This is a genomic window from Kocuria turfanensis (assembly GCF_001580365.1).
GTDB classification, from domain to species: Bacteria; Actinomycetota; Actinomycetes; order Actinomycetales; family Micrococcaceae; genus Kocuria; species Kocuria turfanensis.
On sequence record NZ_CP014480.1, the window covers coordinates 145,121 to 164,871 of the forward strand.

Consider the following 19,751-nt stretch of genomic DNA (forward strand, 5'->3'; position numbering starts at 1 on the left):
CCACGCGGGGCGGCGCACCTCACGCCCGCCCCGGCGGACAATCGGTGCCGGACGGACTACCGTGGGGAGCCGTGCAGAGCATTCCCCGGGCGCTGCGCCGCGCACTCGTCGGCAAGCCCATCCACAACGAGCGGTTCCGCGACGCCGTGCTGCCCAAGCGCACGGCGCTGCCGGTGTTCTCGGCGGACGCGCTGTCCTCGGTGGCCTACGCGCCGGACGAGATCATCCTCACGCTCGCCCTGGCGGGGACCACGGCGGTCGCGATCTCCCCGTGGGTGGGCCTGGCCGTGCTCGTGGTGCTCGCCGTGGTCATCGCCGCCTACCGGCAGAACGTGCGCGCCTATCCCTCCGGCGGCGGCGACTACGAGATCGTCTCCAAGAACCTCGGGCGCACCGCCGGCGTGGGGGTCGGGGCGGCCCTGATGGCCGACTACGCGCTGGTCGTGGCGGTGTCCATGGCCACCGCCGCGCAGTACGTCACGGCGGCCCTGCCCGGGCTGGCCGACCGGCGGGTGGAGCTCGCGGTGGCGGGGGTGCTGCTCGTCGGGCTGCTCAACCTGCGCGGGCTGGCCTTCATCGGCCGGGCCGCCGCGGTGCCCACCTACTTCTTCCTGGCCGTGCTGGCCGCGCTGCTGCTCGTGGGCGTGGGCCAGGACCTCACCGGCTCCCTGGGGCAGGCCCCGAGCGCGGACCGGGAGGTCCTCCCGGCCGCCGGCTTCGACGCCGGGCTGACCGGCCTGGCGGGGGCGCTGCTGGTGCTCCGGGCCTTCTCCTCCGGGGCCGTGGCCCTGACCGGCGTGGAGACCATCACCAACTCCGTGCCCTACTTCCGCAAGCCGCGCGCCGCCAACGCCGCGGCCACCCTCGGCGTGCTGGGCGCGGTCTCGGCGGCCATGCTCGCCGGGGTCATGTACCTCGCGGACCGCACGGACGTCGTCGTCGTCGGCAACCCCGAGGAGCAGCTGCTCGTGGACGGCCGGCTCCCGGCCCCCGACTTCTTCCAGGACCCGGTCCTGGGCCAGCTCGCCAAGACGGTCTTCGGCACCGAGTCGCTGTGGTTCTACGTGCTCGTGGCCGCCACCGTCGGGGTCCTGGTGCTCGCCGCCAACACGGCCTTCTCCGGGTTCCCCACACTGGCGTCCCGCCTGGCGCGCGACGCCTTCCTGCCGCGGCAGCTGCAGGCGCGCGGGGACCGGTTCGCCTTCACCAACGGCATCCTGCTGCTGCTGCTCGTGGCCGTGGTCCTCACCGTGGCGTTCGGGGCCAACGTCAACAGCCTCATCCAGCTCTACATCGTGGGCGTGTTCGTCTCCTTCACCCTCACCCAGGCGGGCATGGTCCGGCACTGGGGGCGGGTCCGGCGGATGCGGCCCCACCCCGGGGTGCGCCGGGAGCTGTTCGGCCGTCGGGCGGTGGCGCTGGTCGCCTTCGTGCTGTGCGCGGCCGTGCTCGTGGTCGTGCTCGTGACCAAGCTGACCCAGGGCGCGTGGATCACCCTGGTGGCCATCGTGCTGCTCAGCGCCGTGATGGCCGGCGTCCGCCGGCACTACGACGCCGTGGACGCCGAGCTGGCCCTGCAGCCCGACTCCCCGGTGCGGGCGCTGCCCTCCCGGGTGCACGCCATCATCTACGTCTCCTCCGTGCGCAAGCCCCTCATGCGCGCCCTCGCCTACGCCCGGGCGTCCCGGCCCTCGACCCTCGAGGCGGTGGTGGTGGACACCAACGCCGCCGCCACCCGGCGGATCCTCGACGAGTGGCAGCGGCTCGAGATCCCGGTGCCCGTCACCGTGCTCGACGCCCCCTACCGGGACACCATCGGCCCGGTGGTCGACCACGTGCGCGGGGTCCGCCGGAAGTCCCCGCGGGACCTGGTCGTGGTCTACCTGCCCGAGTACGTGGTGCGCCACCGCTGGGAACGGCTGCTGCACAACCAGGCGATCCGCCCGCTGCGCGCCCGCCTGCACCAGGAGCGCGGGGTCATGACGGCCTCCGTGCCCTGGCACCTGTCCTCGGCCGCCGGCCAGGACGTCGGCCCCGAGTCCGCCCCCGCCCCCCAGCAGAGAGCCGCCCGCCCGTGACCTCCCCGCACCCCCCGGCCACCCCCGACGAGCACGACGAGCTCGAGCTGCGCCTCGGCCCGATCGCCCACGGCGGCCACACCGTGGCCCGCACCGGCGAGGGCCGGGTCGTGTTCGTCCGCCACGGCCTGCCCGGGGAGCTGGTCCGCGTCCGGCTCACGGAGGCCGGGCCCGAGGCGCGCTTCTGGCGCGGCGACGTGGTGGCGGTCCTGGAGGCCGACCCCGGCCGCCGCGACCGGCACGTCTGGGCGCCGGCCGACGCCCTCCTGACCTGGCGGCGCGGCGAGCCGCCCGTGGGCGGGGCGGAGTTCGGCCACGCCGAGCTCCCGGCCCAGCGCCGGCTGAAGGCCGCCGTGGTCGCCGAGCAGCTCTCCCGCCTGGCGGGCCTGGAGACCGCGGTGGAGGTCGAGGCCATGCCCGGGGAGGACCCCCTGGGCCTGGGCTGGCGCACCCGGGCGCACTTCGCCGTGGACGCCGCCGGGCGGATCGGGATGCACCCCCACCGCGGCGCCGCCGTCGTCCCGGTCGAGAGCTTCCCGCTCGTCGTCCCGGCGATCGACGACCTGCGGCTGGCCGCGCTCGACCTGCGGGGCGCGGCGCGCGTGGACGTCGCGGCCCCGGCCGGCGGCGGGACGCCGCTGGTCCACCTCGCCCTGGCCGCCGGGGCCGACCGGCAGCGGCTGCGCCGGGAACTGGACCGCCTCGCCGCCGGCCGGGAGGTCTCCGTCACCGCCCGCGCCGAGGACTCCCGCGAGCTCGAGACGTGGTCGGGGCGGCCCGCCGTCGTCGAGCACGCCGGCGCCCACCGCTGGGAGGTCTCGGCCGAGGGCTTCTGGCAGATCCACCGCAGCGCCCCCGGCCTGCTGCTCGAGGCGGTGCCCTCCGCGGCCGGGGCCCGCCCGGGGGAGCACGCCCTCGACCTCTACGCCGGCGCGGGCCTGTTCACGGCCGCGCTCGCGGACGCGGTCGGCCCCGCCGGGTCCGTGCTCGCCGTCGAGGGGTCGCCGGTCACCAGCGCCGACGCGCGGCGCACCTTCGCGGACCGACCGCAGGTCCGGGTGGAGCGCGGCAGCGTGGACAAGGTCGCGGCCCGGCTCTGGCCGGGCACCGCCGGGCCCCGGGGGCGGAGGTCCCCCGGACGGGCCCGGGCGGCGGCCCGGCCGGACGTCGTGGTCCTGGACCCGCCCCGGGCGGGCGCCGGGCGGGTCGTCGTGGACCAGCTGGTGGCCCTGGCCCCGCGCCGGATCGCCTACCTCGCCTGCGACCCGGCCACCCTGGCACGGGACCTCGGCCGGTTCCGCCGGGCCGGGTGGCGGGTGCGGTCGGTGCGGGCCTTCGACATGTACCCCAACACCCACCACGTCGAGACCCTGGCGGTCCTGGAGCCCTGATCCGCGCCCGGATGTGTCGTCGGCGCGACGGCGGCTCGGGGGCCACCGTGCCCGATCGGGCTACACTGACAGGTGACTGTTCACGGGAGAACACCCGGCACTTCGCCGGGGTCCTCCCGCGGGCGTTTCCATGACGGTGGCGAGAGGAGTTCCACGCATATGAGCACGGTGGACAGCTTCGGAGCCAAGGGCGTTCTCGACGTCGACGGCACCGAATACGAGATTTTCCGACTGAACACGCTGGAGGGGGCGCAGAAGCTCCCGTACAGCCTCAAGGTTCTGCTCGAGAACCTGTTGCGCACCGAGGACGGCGCCAACATCACCTCCGAGCACATCGAGGCCCTGGCCAACTGGGACCCGGAGGCCGAGCCCAGCATCGAGATCCAGTTCACCCCGGGCCGCGTCATCATGCAGGACTTCACCGGCGTGCCCTGCATCGTCGACCTCGCCACCATGCGCGAGGCCGTCGCGGACCTCGGCGGCGACCCCACCCGGGTGAACCCGCTCGCCCCGGCCGAGCTCGTGATCGACCACTCCGTGCAGATCGACTCGTTCGGCAGCCGGGAGTCGATCGAGCGCAACATGGACATCGAGTACCAGCGCAACGGCGAGCGGTACCAGTTCCTGCGCTGGGGCCAGACCGCCTTCGACGACTTCAAGGTCGTCCCCCCGGGCATGGGCATCGTCCACCAGGTCAACATCGAGAACCTGGCCCGCGTCGTGATGACCCGCGAGGTCGACGGCGTCCTGCGCGCCTACCCGGACACCTGCGTGGGCACCGACTCGCACACGACCATGGAGAACGGCCTGGGCGTGCTGGGCTGGGGCGTGGGCGGCATCGAGGCCGAGGCCGCGATGCTCGGCCAGCCCATCTCGATGCTCATCCCGCGCGTGGTGGGCTTCAAGCTCACCGGCGAGATCCCGGCGGGCGCCACGGCCACCGACGTGGTGCTCACCATCACCGAGATGCTCCGCGACCACGGCGTGGTCGGCAAGTTCGTCGAGTTCTACGGCGAGGGCGTGGGCGCGGTGCCCCTGGCCAACCGCGCCACGATCGGCAACATGAGCCCCGAGTTCGGCTCGACCGCCGCGATCTTCCCGATCGACGAGGTCACCCTGGACTACCTGCGCCTGACCGGGCGCTCCGACGAGCAGGTCGCGCTCGTCGAGGCGTACGTGAAGGAACAGGGCATGTGGCACGACCCGGCCGAGGAGATCGCCTTCTCGGAGTACCTCGAGCTGGACCTCTCCACCGTGGTCCCCTCGATCTCCGGGCCGAAGCGCCCCCAGGACCGCATCTCGCTCACCGACGCGAAGGCGCAGTTCCACGAGGACCTGGGCAACTACGCGACGCACGTGGACGAGGACGTCACCGCCGGCAACACCATCGACGACGCCTCGGCGCAGTCCTTCCCGGCCTCCGACGCCCCGGCCTACACGCCGGAGCACCCGCAGCCGGAGAAGGACCGCCCGCGCGAGCACCACGCCTACGCGGAGGACGGCCGCCCGACCAAGCGGGTCCCCGTGACCATGCCCGACGGCCGCGAGTTCGAGCTCGACCACGGCGCGGTCTCGATCGCCTCGATCACCTCGTGCACCAACACCTCCAACCCCTCGGTCATGATGGCCGCGGCGGTGCTGGCGCGCAACGCCGTCGAGAAGGGCCTGAAGGCGAAGCCGTGGGTCAAGACCTCGATCGCCCCGGGCTCGAAGGTCGTCACCGACTACTACGAGAAGTCCGGTCTGGTCCCGGCCCTGGAGGAGCTCGGCTTCTTCATCGTGGGCTACGGCTGCACCACCTGCATCGGCAACTCCGGTCCCCTCGAGGACGAGATCTCCCAGGCCATCCAGGACAACGACCTGGCCGTGACCTCGGTGCTCTCGGGCAACCGCAACTTCGAGGGCCGGATCAACCCGGACGTGAAGATGAACTACCTGGCGTCCCCGCCACTGGTGATCGCCTACGCCCTGGCCGGCAACATGGACTTCGACTTCGAGAACGAGTCCCTGGGCCAGGACGCCGACGGCAACGAGGTGTACCTCAAGGACATCTGGCCGGACCCGGCCGAGGTGCAGAAGATCATCGACGCGTCCATCGACACGGAGATGTTCACCCGCGAGTACGGCACCATCTTCGACGGTGACGAGCGCTGGCAGAACCTGGACACCCCCACCGGCAAGACCTTCGAGTGGAACCCGCAGTCCACCTACGTGCGCAAGCCCCCGTACTTCGAGGGCATGACGATGGAGACGACCCCGGTCGAGGACATCTCCGGCGCCCGGGTGCTGCTGAAGCTGGGCGACTCGGTCACCACCGACCACATCTCCCCGGCGGGCTCCTTCAAGTCCGACACCCCGGCCGGCAAGTACCTCATCGCCAACGGCGTGGAGCGCAAGGACTTCAACTCCTACGGCTCCCGGCGCGGCAACCACGAGGTCATGATCCGCGGCACCTTCGCCAACATCCGGATCAAGAACCAGCTGCTGGACGGCGTGGAGGGCGGCTTCACCCGCGACTTCACCCAGGAGGGCGGCCCCCAGGCCGCCGTGTACGACGCCGCGATGAACTACCAGCAGGCCGGCGTCCCGCTGGTCGTGCTGGGCGGCAAGGAGTACGGCTCCGGGTCCTCGCGCGACTGGGCCGCGAAGGGCACCTCGCTGCTGGGCGTCAAGGCCGTCATCGCCCAGAGCTACGAGCGCATCCACCGCTCGAACCTCATCGGCATGGGCGTGCTGCCGCTGCAGTTCCCGGCCGGGGAGTCCGCCGACTCCCTCGGCCTGGACGGCACCGAGACCTTCGCCATCCAGGGGGTGACCGCGCTCAACGAGGGCACCACCCCGAAGACGCTGAAGGTCACCGCCACGAAGGAGGACGGCTCCACGGTCGAGTTCGACGCGGTCCTGCGCATCGACACGCCGGGCGAGGCGGACTACTACCGCAACGGCGGGATCCTGCAGTACGTGCTGCGGCAGATCGCCAAGTAGGTCCCCGGGCGCGCCGCGGCGCGCCGGGGGAGCACGGGCGAACGCTCGCCCGGTCCTGATCCAGGACGCACGAGGGGCCCGGTCCGGCGACGGACCGGGCCCCTCGTGCTGCCCGGGGGTGTCGGGGCGAGCGAGTAGGATCGGGGGAACGCGCCGCCCCGGCGACCCCGGAGCGGCCGACCACGACGCCGAGGAGTGCGGGAGGAAGCATGAGCGTGCTGGAACGGGTGTCCGGGCCCGAGGACCTCGCGGGGCTGACCCGCGCGGAGCTGACCGAGCTGGCCGCCGAGATCCGTGAGTTCCTCGTCACCCACGTCTCCGCGACCGGGGGTCACCTGGGCCCGAACCTGGGGGTCGTGGAGCTGACCATGGCGGTCCACCGCGTCTTCGACTCGCCCAAGGACTCCGTGGTCTTCGACACCGGGCACCAGTCCTACGTGCACAAGCTGCTCACCGGCCGCCAGGACTTCCGCACCCTGCGCCAGGAGGGCGGCCTCGCCGGCTACCCCGACCGGGCGGAGTCGGTGCACGACATCGTCGAGTCCTCGCACGCGTCCTCGTCCCTGTCCTGGGCGGACGGCATCTCCCGCGGCTACGCCATGACGGGCCGGACCGACCGGCACACCGTGGTGCTCGTCGGGGACGGGGCGCTCACCGGCGGCATGGCGTGGGAGGCCGTCAACAACATCGCCTCCGACCGCGACCGCAAGGTCGTGATCGTGGTCAACGACAACGGCCGCTCCTACGCCCCCACGGTGGGCGGGTTCGCGAACCACCTGGCCGAGCTGCAGGCGAGCGTGCAGCAGGGCGTGGACGCCGTGCGCACCGACCGGCGCTACGAGCAGACCCTCGAGTCGGTGAAGAACCTGCTGAAGCACTCCGGGCCGGTGGGGGAGATGCTCTACCGGGGCCTGCACGGCATGAAGCAGGGCCTGAAGGACGTCGTGGTCCCGCAGGGCATCTTCGAGGACCTCGGCATGAAGTACCTGGGCCCGGTGGACGGCCACGACCTCGAGGCGGTCGAGCAGGCGCTGAGCAACGCCAAGAACTACGGCGGGCCCGTCATCGTGCACGCCATCACGGAGAAGGGCCACGGGTACGCGCCCGCGATCGCCCACGAGGACGACCAGTTCCACGCCGTGGGCGTCATCGACCCCGTCACGGGACGCTCCACCGCGACGAGCTCCGAGCGCAGCTGGACGGCCGTGTTCCGCGACGAGATCGCCCGGATCGCCGACGAACGCGAGGACGTCGTGGGCATCACCGGGGCCATGCTCATCCCGGTGGGGCTGCAGAAGATGCAGGCCGCCCACCCCGACCGCGTCGTGGACGTGGGGATCGCCGAGCAGCACGCCGTGGCGATGGCCGCGGGCATGGCCTACGGCGGGCTCCACCCCGTGGTCGCCCTGTACGCCACGTTCCTCAACCGCGGCTTCGACCAGCTGCTCATGGACGTGGCCCTGCACCGGGCCGGGGTCACCCTGGTCCTGGACCGGGCCGGGGTCACCGGGCCGGACGGGCCGAGCCACCACGGCATGTGGGACCTGGCGCTGCTCCAGATCGTCCCCGGACTGCACCTCGCCGCCCCCCGCGACGAGCCGACCCTGGTCGAGGAGCTGCGCGAGGCGGTGGCCGTCGGTGACGCCCCCACGGTCATCCGCTACCCCAAGGGATCCGTGGGCACGCCCGTCCCGGCGGTCGAGCGGCTCTCCGACGGCGTGGACGTCCTCGCCCGCCGCGGCGGGGAGAGCGGCACCGAGGGCGCCCGCCGCGACGTCCTGATCGTCTCCGTCGGCGCCATGAGCGGGCTGTCCCTGGACGTCGCCGACCGGCTGGAGGCCCACGGGGTGTCCTCCACGGTGGTCGACCCCCGGTGGGTGCTCCCGGTGCCCGGGTCGGTCATCGAGCTCGCCGCCCAGCACCGGATCGTGGTCGTCGTGGAGGACGGCGTGCGCGCCGGCGGGATCGGCTCGCGGATCCGGCAGGAGATGCGCGCCGCCGGCGTCGACACCGCCCTGAACGAGGTCGGCCTGCCGACCCGGTTCCTCGCGCACGGCTCGCGCTCCCAGGTCCTGGAGCGAGTCGGGCTGACCGCCCAGCGCGTCGCCCAGGACACGCTGGCCTCCGTGCTCGGGACCCGGGTGCCCTACGCCCGCCCGGTCGAGGCGCAGGACGCCGAGGTCCTCCCGGACACGGCCCGGGACGGCACGTCGCTGCCGGGCCGGGGCTGAGCGGCTCAGCCCAGGACGATCCGGCCCTCCCGGACGGCCACCGGGTACGGTGTGAGCCCGGTCCGGGCGGGCCCGCCCCGGACCTCCCCGGTGGCGAGGTCGAACTGCGAGGCGTGGCAGGGGCAGACGTACTGCTGCGCCTCGGGCACGACCATGCAGCCCTGGTGCGGGCACACGGGGGAGAACGCCACAACGGTGTCCTCGGCGGGCCGGGCCACCACCGCCTGCACCCCGTCCCGGTCCACCTTGACGCCCGAGCCCACGGGCACGTCCTCGACCGCGCCGGCGTCCACGGGCTCGGCGGGTCCGTCCGACGACCCGTCCTGTCCGCCGCACGCGCTCAGTGCCGCGGCGGCGCCGAGGCCTGCGCAGGCCACGCCCAGGACCGTGCGCCGGGGCAGCGCGGAGGGGGCGGTGGAGGAGTCGGGCGCGGCCATGGTGGTCCTCTCGTCGGCGGTCCTGCGGGTGCACCGCCAGTCTAGGTGCCGCCGCCGACGGGCCCGGCCGGGGCTGCACCGGTGCGCCCGAAGGGTGCGTCGTGGGGTGCGGTCGAGCGGGACGGCGGGGACGTGCGCCCGGGGGTGCGCCCGAGGGCGGCGGGTGATCGCTCTCAGCGGAGAGCGGCGGGAGCAGTGTCGGCCGCACCATGTGATCAGTAGGATGATGATGACAACAGACACCGGGGACGAGCCGTGCACCAGAGGCTCCGACCCGTTCCCGGCGGCAGCGCCGGGACGGACGGAAGGACAGCACCATGATCAAGCGACTCATCTTCGTGACCGGTTTCGGCGTCGGCTTCGTGGTCGGCTCGGCCTCGGGCCGCCAGAGCTACGAGACCCTGAAGCAGAACGCCCTGAAGACCTGGCAGGACCCCAAGGTGCAGGCGAAGGTCTCCGAGGGCACCGACTGGGTCAAGTCGGAGGCGCCCGTGGTCGGCGGCAAGCTCGCCGACTCCGCCAAGAAGGCCGCCGACACGGTGGGCACCAAGGCCTCGGACGCGTCCTCGACGGTCAAGGACAAGGTCTCCGGCTCCTCGGGCGGCACCGACGCGGCGACCGGCACCTCCACCCCCGGCTACGCGGACCTGCAGACCGCGAAGCCGGTCACCCCGGAGACGCCGCTGGAGCCGGCCGAGCCGCACCCGGCCCCCGGCGACACCCAGCGCTGATCCCCGCAGCCCCCTGACGGGCCCCGGCCGACGGCCGGGGCCCGTCGTCGTCCCCGCCCGGCGCGGAAGCCCGGCCGCAGCCAGCACTCAACGGCCGCTGCGGGCCCGGACGGTTCAGGCCGCGGGGGCTCCCTCGTCGCCGGCCGGGGAGTGCTCGGTCCCGGGGTGCTGCGTCTGGGACTGCTCGGCCTGGGGCTGCTCGGCCGGTGGCTGTTCGGCCTGGGGCTGCTCGGCGTGGCGGGCGGCGCGCTTGCGCGCCCGCAGCTCCCGGGTCGGCCACCGCCTGGTCACCGGTGCTCTTGGGCGGCTGCCAGCAGAAGCGGCGCAGGTGCTCCGGGGTGAGCAGGTTCTCGGTCGGCAGCCCGTGCTCCTCCGCCAGCTCGGTCACGACCGGCTTGAGGACCTTCAGTCGGGCGGCGGCCTCGGGACGCTTGACCTCCCAGGCCTTCACGGGCGGCAGGGCGTCGGAGCGCACGGTCACGGGGACGAGCTCGGCGGCGTTGCGGGCCTCGGCGATCGCCCGCAGCCACCGAGGGGCCTCCCGCGAGGCCTGCCGGCCGTGGAAGCCGGGGGTGGCCAGCAGCTGGGGCACGGTCCGGGGCATGGCGGAGGCGGCCGCCACCAGGGCCGCGTCCGGCAGCAGCCGGCTGGGGGAGAGGTCCTTGTGCTGGGCCAGCCGTTCGCGCTCCTCCCACAGCAGGCGCAGCGCGGTGAGCTGACGGCGGCCCTTGACCTTGTTGATCCCGGAGGTCCTGCGCCACGGGTCCTGGCGCGGCGGGGCGGGCGGAGCCGTGCGCACGGCCTCGAACTCCTCCAGCGCCCACTCGAGCTTGCCCTGCTCCCGGAGCAGGTCCTCCATCGCCCAGCGCAGCGGGATGAGCATCTCCACGTCGAGGGCGGCGTAGTTGAGCCAGTCCTGCGGCAGGGGCCGCTTGGACCAGTCGACGGCGGAGTGCTCCTTCGCCAGCGTGTATCCGAGCAGCTCCTCCGTCTCGGCGGCCAGGCCCACCCGCCGGAGCCCGGCGATGCGCCCGCCCAGCTCGGTGTCGAAGAGCAGGTCCGGCTCCATGTCCAGCGCCCGCAGCGAGGGCAGGTCCTGGGTGGCGGCGTGCAGCACCCACTCCACGCCGGCGAGGGCTTCGTTCAGCACGGCCAGCGACCCGGTGGCCTCGGGGTCGATCAGCACGGTGCCCACGCCCTCGCGGCGCAGCTGGACGAGGAAGGCGCGCTGGCCGTAGCGGAAGCCGGAGGCGCGTTCGGTGTCGATCGCGGCCGGGCCCGACCCCCCGGCGACGGCGGCGGCGGCCCGCTCGAGCCCGGCCACGGTCTCGATGACGGGCGGGACGCCGTCGAACGGGGCCGCGAGGTGGACGCTGTCGGGGATCTCGTAGTCCTCGAAGCCGGCGACCACCGGGGTCGAGGGCTCGTCGGGCGCGGATCGGCGGTCGGCTGGGCTGGTCAAGGAGCGTCTTCGATTCTGTGTCGGCCCCGTGGGGGCGCGGTCGGTTCGGTGGTCAGCGGCGCGGGTGCAGCACGGTCACCCCGCGCGGGTAGGGCGGCAGGCCCGCGAACGCGCAGACCGTGTCCGCCCAGGCGGCGAGGTGCGGCTCCACGTCGGACCCGTCGGGCGTCCAGGACGCCCGCAGCTCGACGTCGGCCCCCTCGACCTGGTCGCCGAGGGTCCCGAAGCCCTCGGCGAGGACCCGGGACGCCGTGCCGCCCTCCCGAGAATATCCGGCCCGGTGGCGTTGCAGGGACTCGAGCAGCCGGGTCCAGGCGAGCAGCCCGGCGGTGTCGTCGCACCCGACCTCCCGGCCCACGGCCGCCCGCGCCCAGGTGACGATGCGGAGGGGCCCGCCCCAGGCCTCGGGCTCGGAGGGGTCGAACAGGAGCACGAAGCGGCCCGCGGCCAGCTCGTCCGCCGGGCCCCGGCCGCCGAGCTCGTCCCGCGGGGACGCCGCGCGCGGCAGGGCCGGGAGCGCCGTGCGGGGCTCCAACGCGGGGCCGGCGGGTGGGTCCGGCGGCTGCCGCACCTCCGCGCGCACCGCGGCGGCGAAGGGGGCCAGGTGCGTGGGCGCGGGGATCTCGGTGAGCTCGATGCCGTCCCGGTACGGGGTGCGGAGCAGGTGCTCCAGGGCCTCCTGGAAGCCCTGGGACACCCCTGACAGGTCGTTCACGGTGCTCACACTGGAAGGGTAGGCCGTCCGGGCGCCGGCGCGGCCGGTGCCACGCCGCGCGCGGGCCCGCCGGTCACGAGGAGGCGGGGACCAGCCGGACGGAGACGGAGTTGATGCAGTACCGCAGGTCGGTCGGGGTGGGGAAGCCCTCGCCGCCGAAGACGTGGCCCATGTGCGAGTCGCAGGCGGCGCACCGGACCTCCACGCGCTCCATGCCCAGGGTGGTGTCCTTGATGTAGCGGACCCGGTCCTCCGCGAGCGGGGCGTAGAAGGAGGGCCACCCGCAGTGGGCGTCGAACTTCGTCTCCGAGCGGAACAGCTCGGCGCCGCACGCGCGGCAGGTGTACACGCCCTCGGTCTCGGTGTTCCAGTACTCGCCCGTGAAGGGCCGTTCCGTCCCGGCCTCCCGCAGCACGTGGTACTCCTCGGGGGACAGGATCGAGCGCCAGTCCTGCTCGGTCCGGTCGGCGGGTCCGGGACGGTCGGCGGGCTCGGGACGGTCGGCGGGCTCGGGACGGTCGTCGTGCCTGGTGGTCTCGCTCATGGTGTCGTCCTCCGGGGTCGGGCGGGTGGTCTGACGGATGCTCCGGCGGGTGGCCCGGCCGGCGGCCCGGGACCCGGAGCACCCGGCAGGGACAACGACGTGCCCCTCCGGGTTATGCCCGCGGCCCCGTGGAAGACTGGTGACATGCCTCGACGCTTCCTCCCGGCCCCCGCCGCGCCCCCCGCGGTGCCGTCCGCCCCCGCGACGGCGTGGGCGCGCGGCGCCGTGGTCGGCGCCGCCGCCACCGTGGGCGCGGCCTCGCTGTCCTTCGGGCTCTCCAGCGCCGCCGCGGCCTACTTCGCCCGGCAGGTCGTGGTGCCGCCGAAGTACCGTTCCGAGGACCTGCCCATCCTCGGGCTGACCCGCACCGGCGAGGACGGGGACCCTGCGGCGACGACCCTCGTGAAGCTGCCGACCACGGTGGACACGACCGTGGCCGGCACCTACAGCCTGCGCTTCGACGCCGGCCGCGGCCACGCCCGGATCGGCGCGATCCGCTCCTACTCCCCGCAGGAGGGCACCGTGACCCGGGTGGTGGAGGAGGTCTACGCGGGGGACCTCGCGAAGGCCTCCCGCGGCTTCTGGTCCGGGACCGTCTACCCGGACCCCGGCGCCGCCGGACTGCCGTTCGAGGAGGTCGAGATCCCCATCGAGGTCGGCCCCGCGCCCTGCTGGGTCGTGCCCGCCGAGGGCGGGCCCACCCCGGAGGGCGAGCGGCCGCGGGAGCTGCCGGGGCCGTGGGCGATCATGGTGCACGGGCGCGGGGCCAACCGGATGGAGACGGTGCGCGCGGTGCCCGTCGCCCGGGAGCTCGGGCTGACCTCCCTGCTGATCTCCTACCGCAACGACCGCGAGGCGCCGCCCACCCACGACTTCCGGTACGGGCTGGGGTTCACGGAGTGGAAGGACGTGCAGACGGCGATCAGCTACGCCAAGTCCCGCGGCGCCACCCAGATCGTGCTCTTCGGCTGGTCGATGGGCGGGGCCATCTCCCTGCAGACGGCCGACCTCTCCTTCTACCGCGACGACATCGCGGCCCTGGTGCTGACCGGCCCGGTCGTGGACTGGTTCGAGCTGATCGCCCACCACTCCCGCACCCGGCGCATCCCCTCCGGGATCGGCAGGCTGGCCACCAACCTCATCTCGCACCCGGCGGGGCGGATGCTGACCGGTCTCGCCGCGCCGGTGGACCTCAAGGCCCTCGACTGGCTGTCCCGCAGCGAGCAGCTGCGCACGCCCACCCTGGTGCTGCACTCCGTGGACGACGAGTTCGTCCCCGCCGCCAGCTCCCGCCGGCTCGCGGAGCTGAACCGGCTCGTGGAGTTCGTGCCGTTCACCCGCGCCCGGCACACCAAGGAGTGGAACGTGGACCCGCGGCGGTGGGAGGACGCGGTGCGGCGCTGGCTGCCGGAGCGGCTGGCGCAGGACGCCCGGTCCGCCGGGGGAGCCGCGGCCGTGCGGCGCTGACCCGGTCAGGTCCGCAGCGCCGCCGTGCACCCGCCCGTGAGCCGCAGCAGCTCGGCCGGGGCCAGCTCCACGTCCAGGCCCCGGCGCCCGCCGGAGACGAGCACCGTGGCCCACGCGAGCGCGGAGTCGTCCAGCAGAGTGGGGGAGGGCGTCTTCTGCCCCAGCGGGGAGATGCCCCCGACCACGTAGCCGGTGCGCCGCTCCGCCAGCCGGGGCTCGGCCAGGGCGGCCCTCTTCCAGCCCAGCGCGGCCGCGGCCGCGCGCACGGACAGCCGGGCGGAGACGGGCAGCACCGCCACCGCCCAGTCGCGCTCGTGGACGAGCATGAGCGTCTTGAACACCTGGCCGGGGTCGCGGCCCAGCGCGGCGGCGGCCTCCAGGCCGAAGGACGCCGCCGCGGGGTCGTGCTCGTACTCGTGCCGGGCGTAGGTCACGCGCTCCCGCTCCAGGAGCGCGACGGCGGCCGTGGGCCCGGCGCGGCGGGCGGTCCTGGCCATGACGGGCGCCCCGGCGCTCAGGCGCCCTGGAGTTCGCGCACGCGCCGCTTGACCCGCCCGAGCATCGCCGACATCCCGCGCATCCGCAGCGGGGAGACGAGCTGGGTCAGGCCGAAGCGCTCGGGCAGGTCGTCCGGGACCTCGAGGACCTGCCGGGCGGGCAGGCCGTCGAGCCCCTCGTGCAGGATGGACGCGAAGCCGCGGGTGGTCGGCGCCTCCGCCGGGGCGGAGAAGAACAGCCGCACCGGGGTCTCGGGGCCCGGCTCGGTGCCCTCGTCCCACTCCACGGTCAGGAACAGCGGCGACTGGCACTCCACGACCTGCTCCAGCTCCTCCGGGTGCTCGCCGAGCCGGGCGGGCAGGGCCGGCAGGGAGCGGGAGAACTCCAGCAGCAGCTGGAGCTTGTCCTCCTCCGGGACGGCCGTGAAGTCCTCGACGAGCTCCTCGAGCTGGGCGGGCAGCGGAGCGCTCATCGGGCCGACCCCGGGGCCTCGCCGCGCTCCTCGCCGAGGACGATGGGCACGCGCACGGAGTTGCCCCACTCGGTCCACGAGCCGTCGTAGTTGCGCACCTTCTCGAAGCCGAGCAGGTACTTCAGCACGAACCAGGTGTGGCTGGAGCGCTCGCCGATGCGGCAGTAGGCGATGATGTCGTCGTCCTCGGCCAGGCCGACCTCGTCGCGGTAGACCGCCTCGAGCTCCTGGCGGGAGCGGAACCGGCCGTCCTCGGCGGCGGCCCGGGCCCACGGCACGGAGGCCGCGGTGGGGATGTGCCCGCCGCGCAGGGTGCCCTCCTGGGGGTACTCGGCCATGTGCGTGCGCTCGCCGGTGTACTCCGGCAGGGACCGGACGTCGATCAGCGGCCGCTCGCCGAGGTGGCCGAGCACGTCCTCCTGGTAGGCACGGGCCCGGGAGTCGTCGCGCTCCACCACCGGGTACTCGGCGCGCTCGGGCACGACCTTGTCGGTGGACAGCTCGCGGCCCTCGGCGATCCACTTGTCCCGCCCGCCGTTCATGAGCCGCACGTCCGGGTGGCCGAACAGCTCGAACACCCACAGGGCGTAGGCGGCCCACCAGTTCGACTTGTCCCCGTAGACGACCACGGTGGTGTCGCGGGAGATGCCCTTGCGGGACATCAGCTCCGCGAACTGCGCGCCGTCGACGTAGTCGCGGGTGTCGGGGCGGTTCAGGTCGGTGTGCCAGTCCACCTTCACGGCGCCGGGGACGTGCCCGGTCTCGTAGAGCAGCACGTCCTCGTCGGACTCGACGACCACCAGGCCCGGGTCGTCGAGGTGCTCGGCGACCCACTGCGTGGACACCAGCCGCTCGGGGTGCGCGTACTGCGCGAACTCTTCGTTGTTCTCCACGGCAACGCCCATGGGGGCTCCTTCCGGGGTGGGGATCGGATTCCCCTCCAGCGTAGTGCTCCCGGCCGGGCGCCGCCCCCCGCGCGGGGGGCGGCGGACCCGGGTCGGTCCGGATTTCGCGGTCGGCGCACCGGCGGCCGCGGGGCGCGGGCTAAAATCGCCGGAGCACCCGCGCGCGTCCCTTCGGCGTGCCGAACCAGCGAGCCGTCGTGCCCGGCGGACAGAGAGGTCTCCCCGTGAGCATCCGCATCGAACACCTCACCGACCGCCGGCCGCACGTGTCGGCCGATGAACTGCTGGCGGGGTTCCGCCCGTCCGAGCGCTTCGGCGAGGTCTCGTTCGACACCTACCGCCCCGATCCCCAGCAGCCGTCCCAGGCGGAGGCCGTGCGGGAGCTGCGCGCCTTCGCGGACTCCGTGGGACGGGCCGGCTCCGGCGGCGGGTTCTTCGCCAAGCTCTTCGGCGGCGGGCCCCGCTCCGCCGACGTCCGCACGGGGATCTACCTCGACGGCGGCTTCGGTGTGGGCAAGACCCACCTGCTCGCCTCCTTGTGGCACGCCGTGCCCGGCCCCAAGGCCTTCGGCACCTTCGTGGAGTACACCAACCTGGTGGGCGCGCTGACCTTCCGCAAGGCCGTGGACGCCCTGAGCACCTACCAGCTGGTGTGCATCGACGAGTTCGAGCTCGACGACCCCGGGGACACTGTGCTGATGTCCCGCCTGATGCGCGAGCTCGCCGACGCCGGGGTCCGGATCGCGGCGACGTCCAACACCCTGCCCGGCTCCCTCGGCGAGGGCCGCTTCGCCGCCCAGGACTTCCAGCGGGAGATCCAGGTGCTGGCCGACCAGTTCGAGGTCGTGCGCATCGACGGCGAGGACTTCCGCCACCGCGGCCTGCCGCAGGCCCCGGCGCCGCTGTCCGGCGACGAGCTCGAGCGCGCCGTCGAGGACCGGTTCCCGGGCCAGGTGGTGGCCGCGGACGCGTTCGCCGACCTGATCGAGCACCTCTCCGGCGTGCACCCCTCCCGGTACCGCAAGCTCCTGGAGGGGATCGACGCGATCGTGTGGCAGGACGTGCACACGATCGAGCAGCAGGCCGTGGCTCTGCGCTTCGTCGTGCTCGCCGACCGGCTCTACGACAAGAACCTGCCGATCATCGCCTCCGGCCGCCCCTTCGACGAGGTCTTCACGGCCGAGATGATGGCCGGGGGCTACCAGAAGAAGTACTACCGGGCGGTCTCGCGGCTCACCGCGCTGGCCCGGGAGGGGATCCTGGGAGACGTCTCCACGGTCTGAGGCCGCCGCCCGGGCGCACTGCCCGACCCCGCCTCCCGCGCCCGCCCGCTCCGCCGCCGTCCCCGGGACGGGCCGGCGGGGCGGGCGTCGTCGTCCCGGGCCCGGAGCGGCCCCGCCCGGGGGCGGCACGACGACGAGGGCCCCGGCTGAGATGATCTCAGCCGGGGCCCTCGTCGGTGCTCGTGCGCGATACTGGGTTCGAACCAGTGACCTCTTCGGTGTGAACGAAGCGCGCTACCACTGCGCCAATCGCGCTCACTGCTCGAAAACCATAACCCACAACCGGGCCGTCGGCCAATTCGCCGGCCCGGCCGCGCCGCCGGGCGTCGATTTGGCGATCCGGAAATCCGTCCCGTACAGTCTCTGCCTGTCAGGAACACCGACGGGTTCCGGCGAACGGACCGGCCGCGAGGCACGGGGCGCTCCAGGATTCCGCCGGATGTCGCAGGACCCGACCGACGGGAACGCCGGGCGGGGCTGTGATAGAGTTCCACACCGGAAGATCGAGAGATCCGCCGGAAAGACATGCGGACGTAGCTCAGCTGGTAGAGCACCACCTTGCCATGGTGGATGTCGCGGGTTCGACTCCCGTCGTCCGCTCGCAGGAATCGGCATGTCCCATGCCGTGACCGACGGCCCTGTCCGCGAGGACGAGGCCCCGGTGGGGTGGCCGAGTGGTTAGGCAGCGGCCTGCAAAGCCGTCTACGCGGGTTCGAATCCCGTCTCCACCTCGGTGCACGACCCACCATGCTTGACGGCCTCCCCGGAGGTCGCCGGTCAAGCGCGATTGGCGCAGCGGTAGCGCGCTTCCCTGACACGGAAGAGGTCACTGGTTCGATCCCAGTATCGCGCACCACCCGAAGGCCCCGGCTCCACGAGCCGGGGCCTTCGTCGTGCCCGGCGGGCCCCGGGCCTCCCGTGTCCGAGGCGGTCGGTAGCCTGCGGCCCAGGACCCGGAGCACCGGGGACCCGCCCGGGCGAGCCGGGGACCCGACGGAGAGGCGACGAGCAGCGTGACACAGCCCAGGCTGGCGGAACAGACCGAGTACGGACGGATGTACGCGAGGTCCACCTCGGAGCAGGCCACCGTCCCCTCCATCACCACCGTGCTCTCCCGCGCCGCCACCGACCTGGACGGCTGGTACGGCTACTCCGCCGCGCAGGCGGCCGTACAGGACGACCGGCTGCGCGCGGCCCTCGGCTCGCCCGCCCAGCTGCGCGCCGTCGTGCGGGACGCCGCCAAGGCCGCCCAGCGGCACCGGGACGACGCCGCGGCCCGCGGGGACCGGGTGCACACCTACGCCGAGCAGATCGCCCTGCGCGCCCTCGGGAGGCCGCACCGGGCCGCGGAGGCGCGGGCCACCCTGGCCGAGCACGGGGAGGAGCGCTTCGCCTCCCGCTTCGACGAGTGGTGGGACCTCTACGCCCCCGAGCCCCTCGCCGTGGAGGTCACCGTCTGGAACTCGACGGTCGGCTACGCCGGCACCCTCGACCTCGTCGCCCGGATCGCGGGCAAGGTCTGCCTGATCGACTACAAGACGAAGGGCACGGACCGGGACGGGCGCGTGAAGTCCCTGGACGCCAAGGTCGTCACCCAGCTCGTGGCCGGGCTCAAGGCCGAGGAGTCCCTGGTGGACGCCGAGGCCGGCACCTGGGAGCCCTGGGCCTACGGCGGCGCGGACCTGCTGCTGGGGGTCGCGGTCGGGGAGACCGAGGTCGTGCCCGTGCAGGCCGTGCCGGCGGTGCTCGAGCAGCACTGGTACAAGTTCTGCGCCCTGCACCGGCTGTGGACCCAGGAGACCGCCCTGGCCGCGGCCGGTCCCGCCCTGCGCCCCGTCCCGCCGCCCCCGCCGCGCGAGCAGCCCTAGGACCCCGGGCGCGGGCCCGCGTCCCGCGCCCCGCGGGCGGCCCGTAGACTTGTCGGGTCGAGAGCGAGGTTGCCCCATGCCCATCCTGCCCATCCGCACCATCGGCGATCCCGTCCTGCGCACCCGCGCGTCGGAGGTCACGCAGTACGACGACGCCCTGCGCCGGCTCGTCGCCGACATGACCGAGACGATGCTCGACGTCGGCGGCGTCGGCCTCGCCGCTCCCCAGGTGGGGATCGGGCTGCGCCTGTTCACCTGGGCGGTCGAGGGCAGCGCGGGACACGTGGTCAACCCGGTGCTGGAGGTGGGCGACGAACCGCAGGAGGGCGGCGAGGGCTGCCTCTCCGTGCCGGGTCTCGGCTTCGACACCCCGCGCCGCGACTGGGCCCGGGTCACCGGCACGGACCAGGACGGCCGGCCCGTCACCGTCGAGGGCACCGGCCTGCTCGCGCGCTGCCTGCAGCACGAGACCGACCACCTGGACGGGCGGCTGTACGTCGACCGCCTCGTGGGCGCCGCCCGGAAGGAGGCGCTGCGGGCGATCCGCGCCGCCGACTACGACGGGGTGGTCCACGGCGTGGCCGGGCAGCGGGCCGCGACCGTGGGATCCTCCTTCGGCACCGGAACCGGCACCGGCAGCGCTTTCGGCTCCGCCCGCGGCTGAGCCCACCCCCGTCCCCACCC

16 protein-coding genes and 4 tRNA genes are annotated in these 19,751 nt (G+C 74.0%); 12 read left to right on the top strand and 8 right to left on the bottom strand.

The window, feature by feature from the left end; genetic code table 11:
• Positions 1-71: 71 nt before the first annotated feature.
• The 4 genes from AYX06_RS00610 (at position 72) to dxs (ending at position 8,685) form a co-directional block, all read left to right on the top strand.
• Positions 72-2,078 carry an APC family permease gene (locus AYX06_RS00610; protein WP_062733408.1) on the top strand — a complete coding sequence of 669 codons (2,007 nt, stop codon included), beginning with the start codon at positions 72-74 and terminating at the stop codon, positions 2,076-2,078.
• Entirely contained in the window at positions 2,075-3,469 is a 1,395-nt protein-coding gene (locus tag AYX06_RS00615) for a class I SAM-dependent RNA methyltransferase (RefSeq protein WP_062733410.1), read from the top strand. The genes AYX06_RS00610 and AYX06_RS00615 overlap by 4 nt, the downstream gene beginning before the upstream one ends.
• Positions 3,470-3,628: 159 nt before the next feature.
• A complete protein-coding gene (locus AYX06_RS00620; protein ID WP_062733413.1) occupies positions 3,629-6,454 on the top strand; it encodes an aconitate hydratase in 2,826 nt (941 codons plus the stop codon).
• A gap of 209 nt (positions 6,455-6,663) precedes the next feature.
• Complete coding sequence (gene dxs / locus AYX06_RS00625; RefSeq protein ID WP_062733416.1) at positions 6,664-8,685, top strand: 1-deoxy-D-xylulose-5-phosphate synthase; 2,022 nt, start codon at positions 6,664-6,666, stop codon at positions 8,683-8,685.
• A 5-nt stretch (positions 8,686-8,690) separates the two neighbouring features.
• Here the strand turns inward: dxs and AYX06_RS00630 are convergent, their stop codons facing one another.
• Positions 8,691-9,122, bottom strand: a complete 432-nt coding sequence (locus AYX06_RS00630; RefSeq protein ID WP_062733418.1) for a Rieske (2Fe-2S) protein — start codon at positions 9,120-9,122, stop codon at positions 8,691-8,693.
• A gap of 317 nt (positions 9,123-9,439) precedes the next feature.
• On the opposite strand from AYX06_RS00630, the gene AYX06_RS00635 reads away from it, so the two are divergent.
• Entirely contained in the window at positions 9,440-9,853 is a 414-nt protein-coding gene (locus AYX06_RS00635) for a hypothetical protein (protein ID WP_062733421.1), read from the top strand.
• Here the strand turns inward: AYX06_RS00635 and AYX06_RS00640 are convergent.
• From AYX06_RS00640 to msrB, 3 genes are all read right to left on the bottom strand, one after another.
• A complete protein-coding gene (locus tag AYX06_RS00640) occupies positions 9,789-11,315 on the bottom strand; it encodes an HRDC domain-containing protein (protein ID WP_407927947.1) in 1,527 nt (508 codons plus the stop codon). The two genes, AYX06_RS00635 and AYX06_RS00640, sit on opposite strands and share 65 nt — an antisense overlap.
• Positions 11,316-11,367: 52 nt before the next feature.
• The gene (locus tag AYX06_RS00645; protein ID WP_062733423.1) at positions 11,368-12,039 is read right to left on the bottom strand and encodes a DUF3000 family protein; all 672 of its coding nucleotides are present in this window, start codon (positions 12,037-12,039) and stop codon (positions 11,368-11,370) included.
• Between the two features lie 64 nt (positions 12,040-12,103).
• Positions 12,104-12,574, bottom strand: coding sequence for a peptide-methionine (R)-S-oxide reductase MsrB (msrB, locus tag AYX06_RS00650; protein ID WP_062733431.1), 471 nt, complete (start codon positions 12,572-12,574; stop codon positions 12,104-12,106).
• 144 nt (positions 12,575-12,718) lie between these two features.
• Here msrB and AYX06_RS00655 point away from each other — a divergent pair, with 144 nt between their 5' ends.
• Positions 12,719-14,041 (top strand): alpha/beta hydrolase family protein, encoded by a 1,323-nt coding sequence (locus AYX06_RS00655; protein WP_062733433.1) that lies wholly within the window; start codon positions 12,719-12,721, stop codon positions 14,039-14,041.
• A 5-nt stretch (positions 14,042-14,046) separates the two neighbouring features.
• Here AYX06_RS00655 and ybaK read toward each other — a convergent pair whose 3' ends face one another.
• From ybaK to AYX06_RS00670, 3 genes are read right to left on the bottom strand one after another with little or no spacing between them, the layout of a single operon-like run.
• Positions 14,047-14,538, bottom strand: coding sequence for a Cys-tRNA(Pro) deacylase (ybaK, locus tag AYX06_RS00660; RefSeq protein ID WP_062733435.1), 492 nt, complete (start codon positions 14,536-14,538; stop codon positions 14,047-14,049).
• A 17-nt stretch (positions 14,539-14,555) separates the two neighbouring features.
• Positions 14,556-15,011 carry a SufE family protein gene (locus AYX06_RS00665; RefSeq protein WP_062733438.1) on the bottom strand — a complete coding sequence of 152 codons (456 nt, stop codon included), beginning with the start codon at positions 15,009-15,011 and terminating at the stop codon, positions 14,556-14,558.
• A complete protein-coding gene (locus AYX06_RS00670) occupies positions 15,008-15,916 on the bottom strand; it encodes a sulfurtransferase (protein WP_062733440.1) in 909 nt (302 codons plus the stop codon). The genes AYX06_RS00665 and AYX06_RS00670 overlap by 4 nt, the downstream gene beginning before the upstream one ends.
• A gap of 224 nt (positions 15,917-16,140) precedes the next feature.
• Between AYX06_RS00670 and zapE the strand changes: the two genes are divergently transcribed.
• Positions 16,141-17,199, top strand: coding sequence for a cell division protein ZapE (zapE, locus tag AYX06_RS00675; protein WP_062733442.1), 1,059 nt, complete (start codon positions 16,141-16,143; stop codon positions 17,197-17,199).
• Positions 17,200-17,382: 183 nt separating this feature from the next.
• Here the strand turns inward: zapE and AYX06_RS00680 are convergent.
• Positions 17,383-17,454: transfer RNA gene (locus AYX06_RS00680), tRNA-Val, on the bottom strand.
• Between the two features lie 272 nt (positions 17,455-17,726).
• Between AYX06_RS00680 and AYX06_RS00685 the strand changes: the two genes are divergently transcribed.
• From AYX06_RS00685 to def, 5 genes are all read left to right on the top strand, one after another.
• A tRNA-Gly gene (locus AYX06_RS00685) sits at positions 17,727-17,799 on the top strand.
• A 60-nt stretch (positions 17,800-17,859) separates the two neighbouring features.
• A tRNA-Cys gene (locus AYX06_RS00690) sits at positions 17,860-17,930 on the top strand.
• A 50-nt stretch (positions 17,931-17,980) separates the two neighbouring features.
• Positions 17,981-18,055: transfer RNA gene (locus AYX06_RS00695), tRNA-Val, on the top strand.
• A gap of 157 nt (positions 18,056-18,212) precedes the next feature.
• Positions 18,213-19,067 (top strand): cytochrome, encoded by an 855-nt coding sequence (locus AYX06_RS00700; RefSeq protein WP_062733444.1) that lies wholly within the window; start codon positions 18,213-18,215, stop codon positions 19,065-19,067.
• Between the two features lie 76 nt (positions 19,068-19,143).
• Positions 19,144-19,731, top strand: a complete 588-nt coding sequence (def, locus tag AYX06_RS00705) for a peptide deformylase (protein ID WP_062733446.1) — start codon at positions 19,144-19,146, stop codon at positions 19,729-19,731.
• The last annotated feature ends 20 nt before the right edge of the window (positions 19,732-19,751 follow it).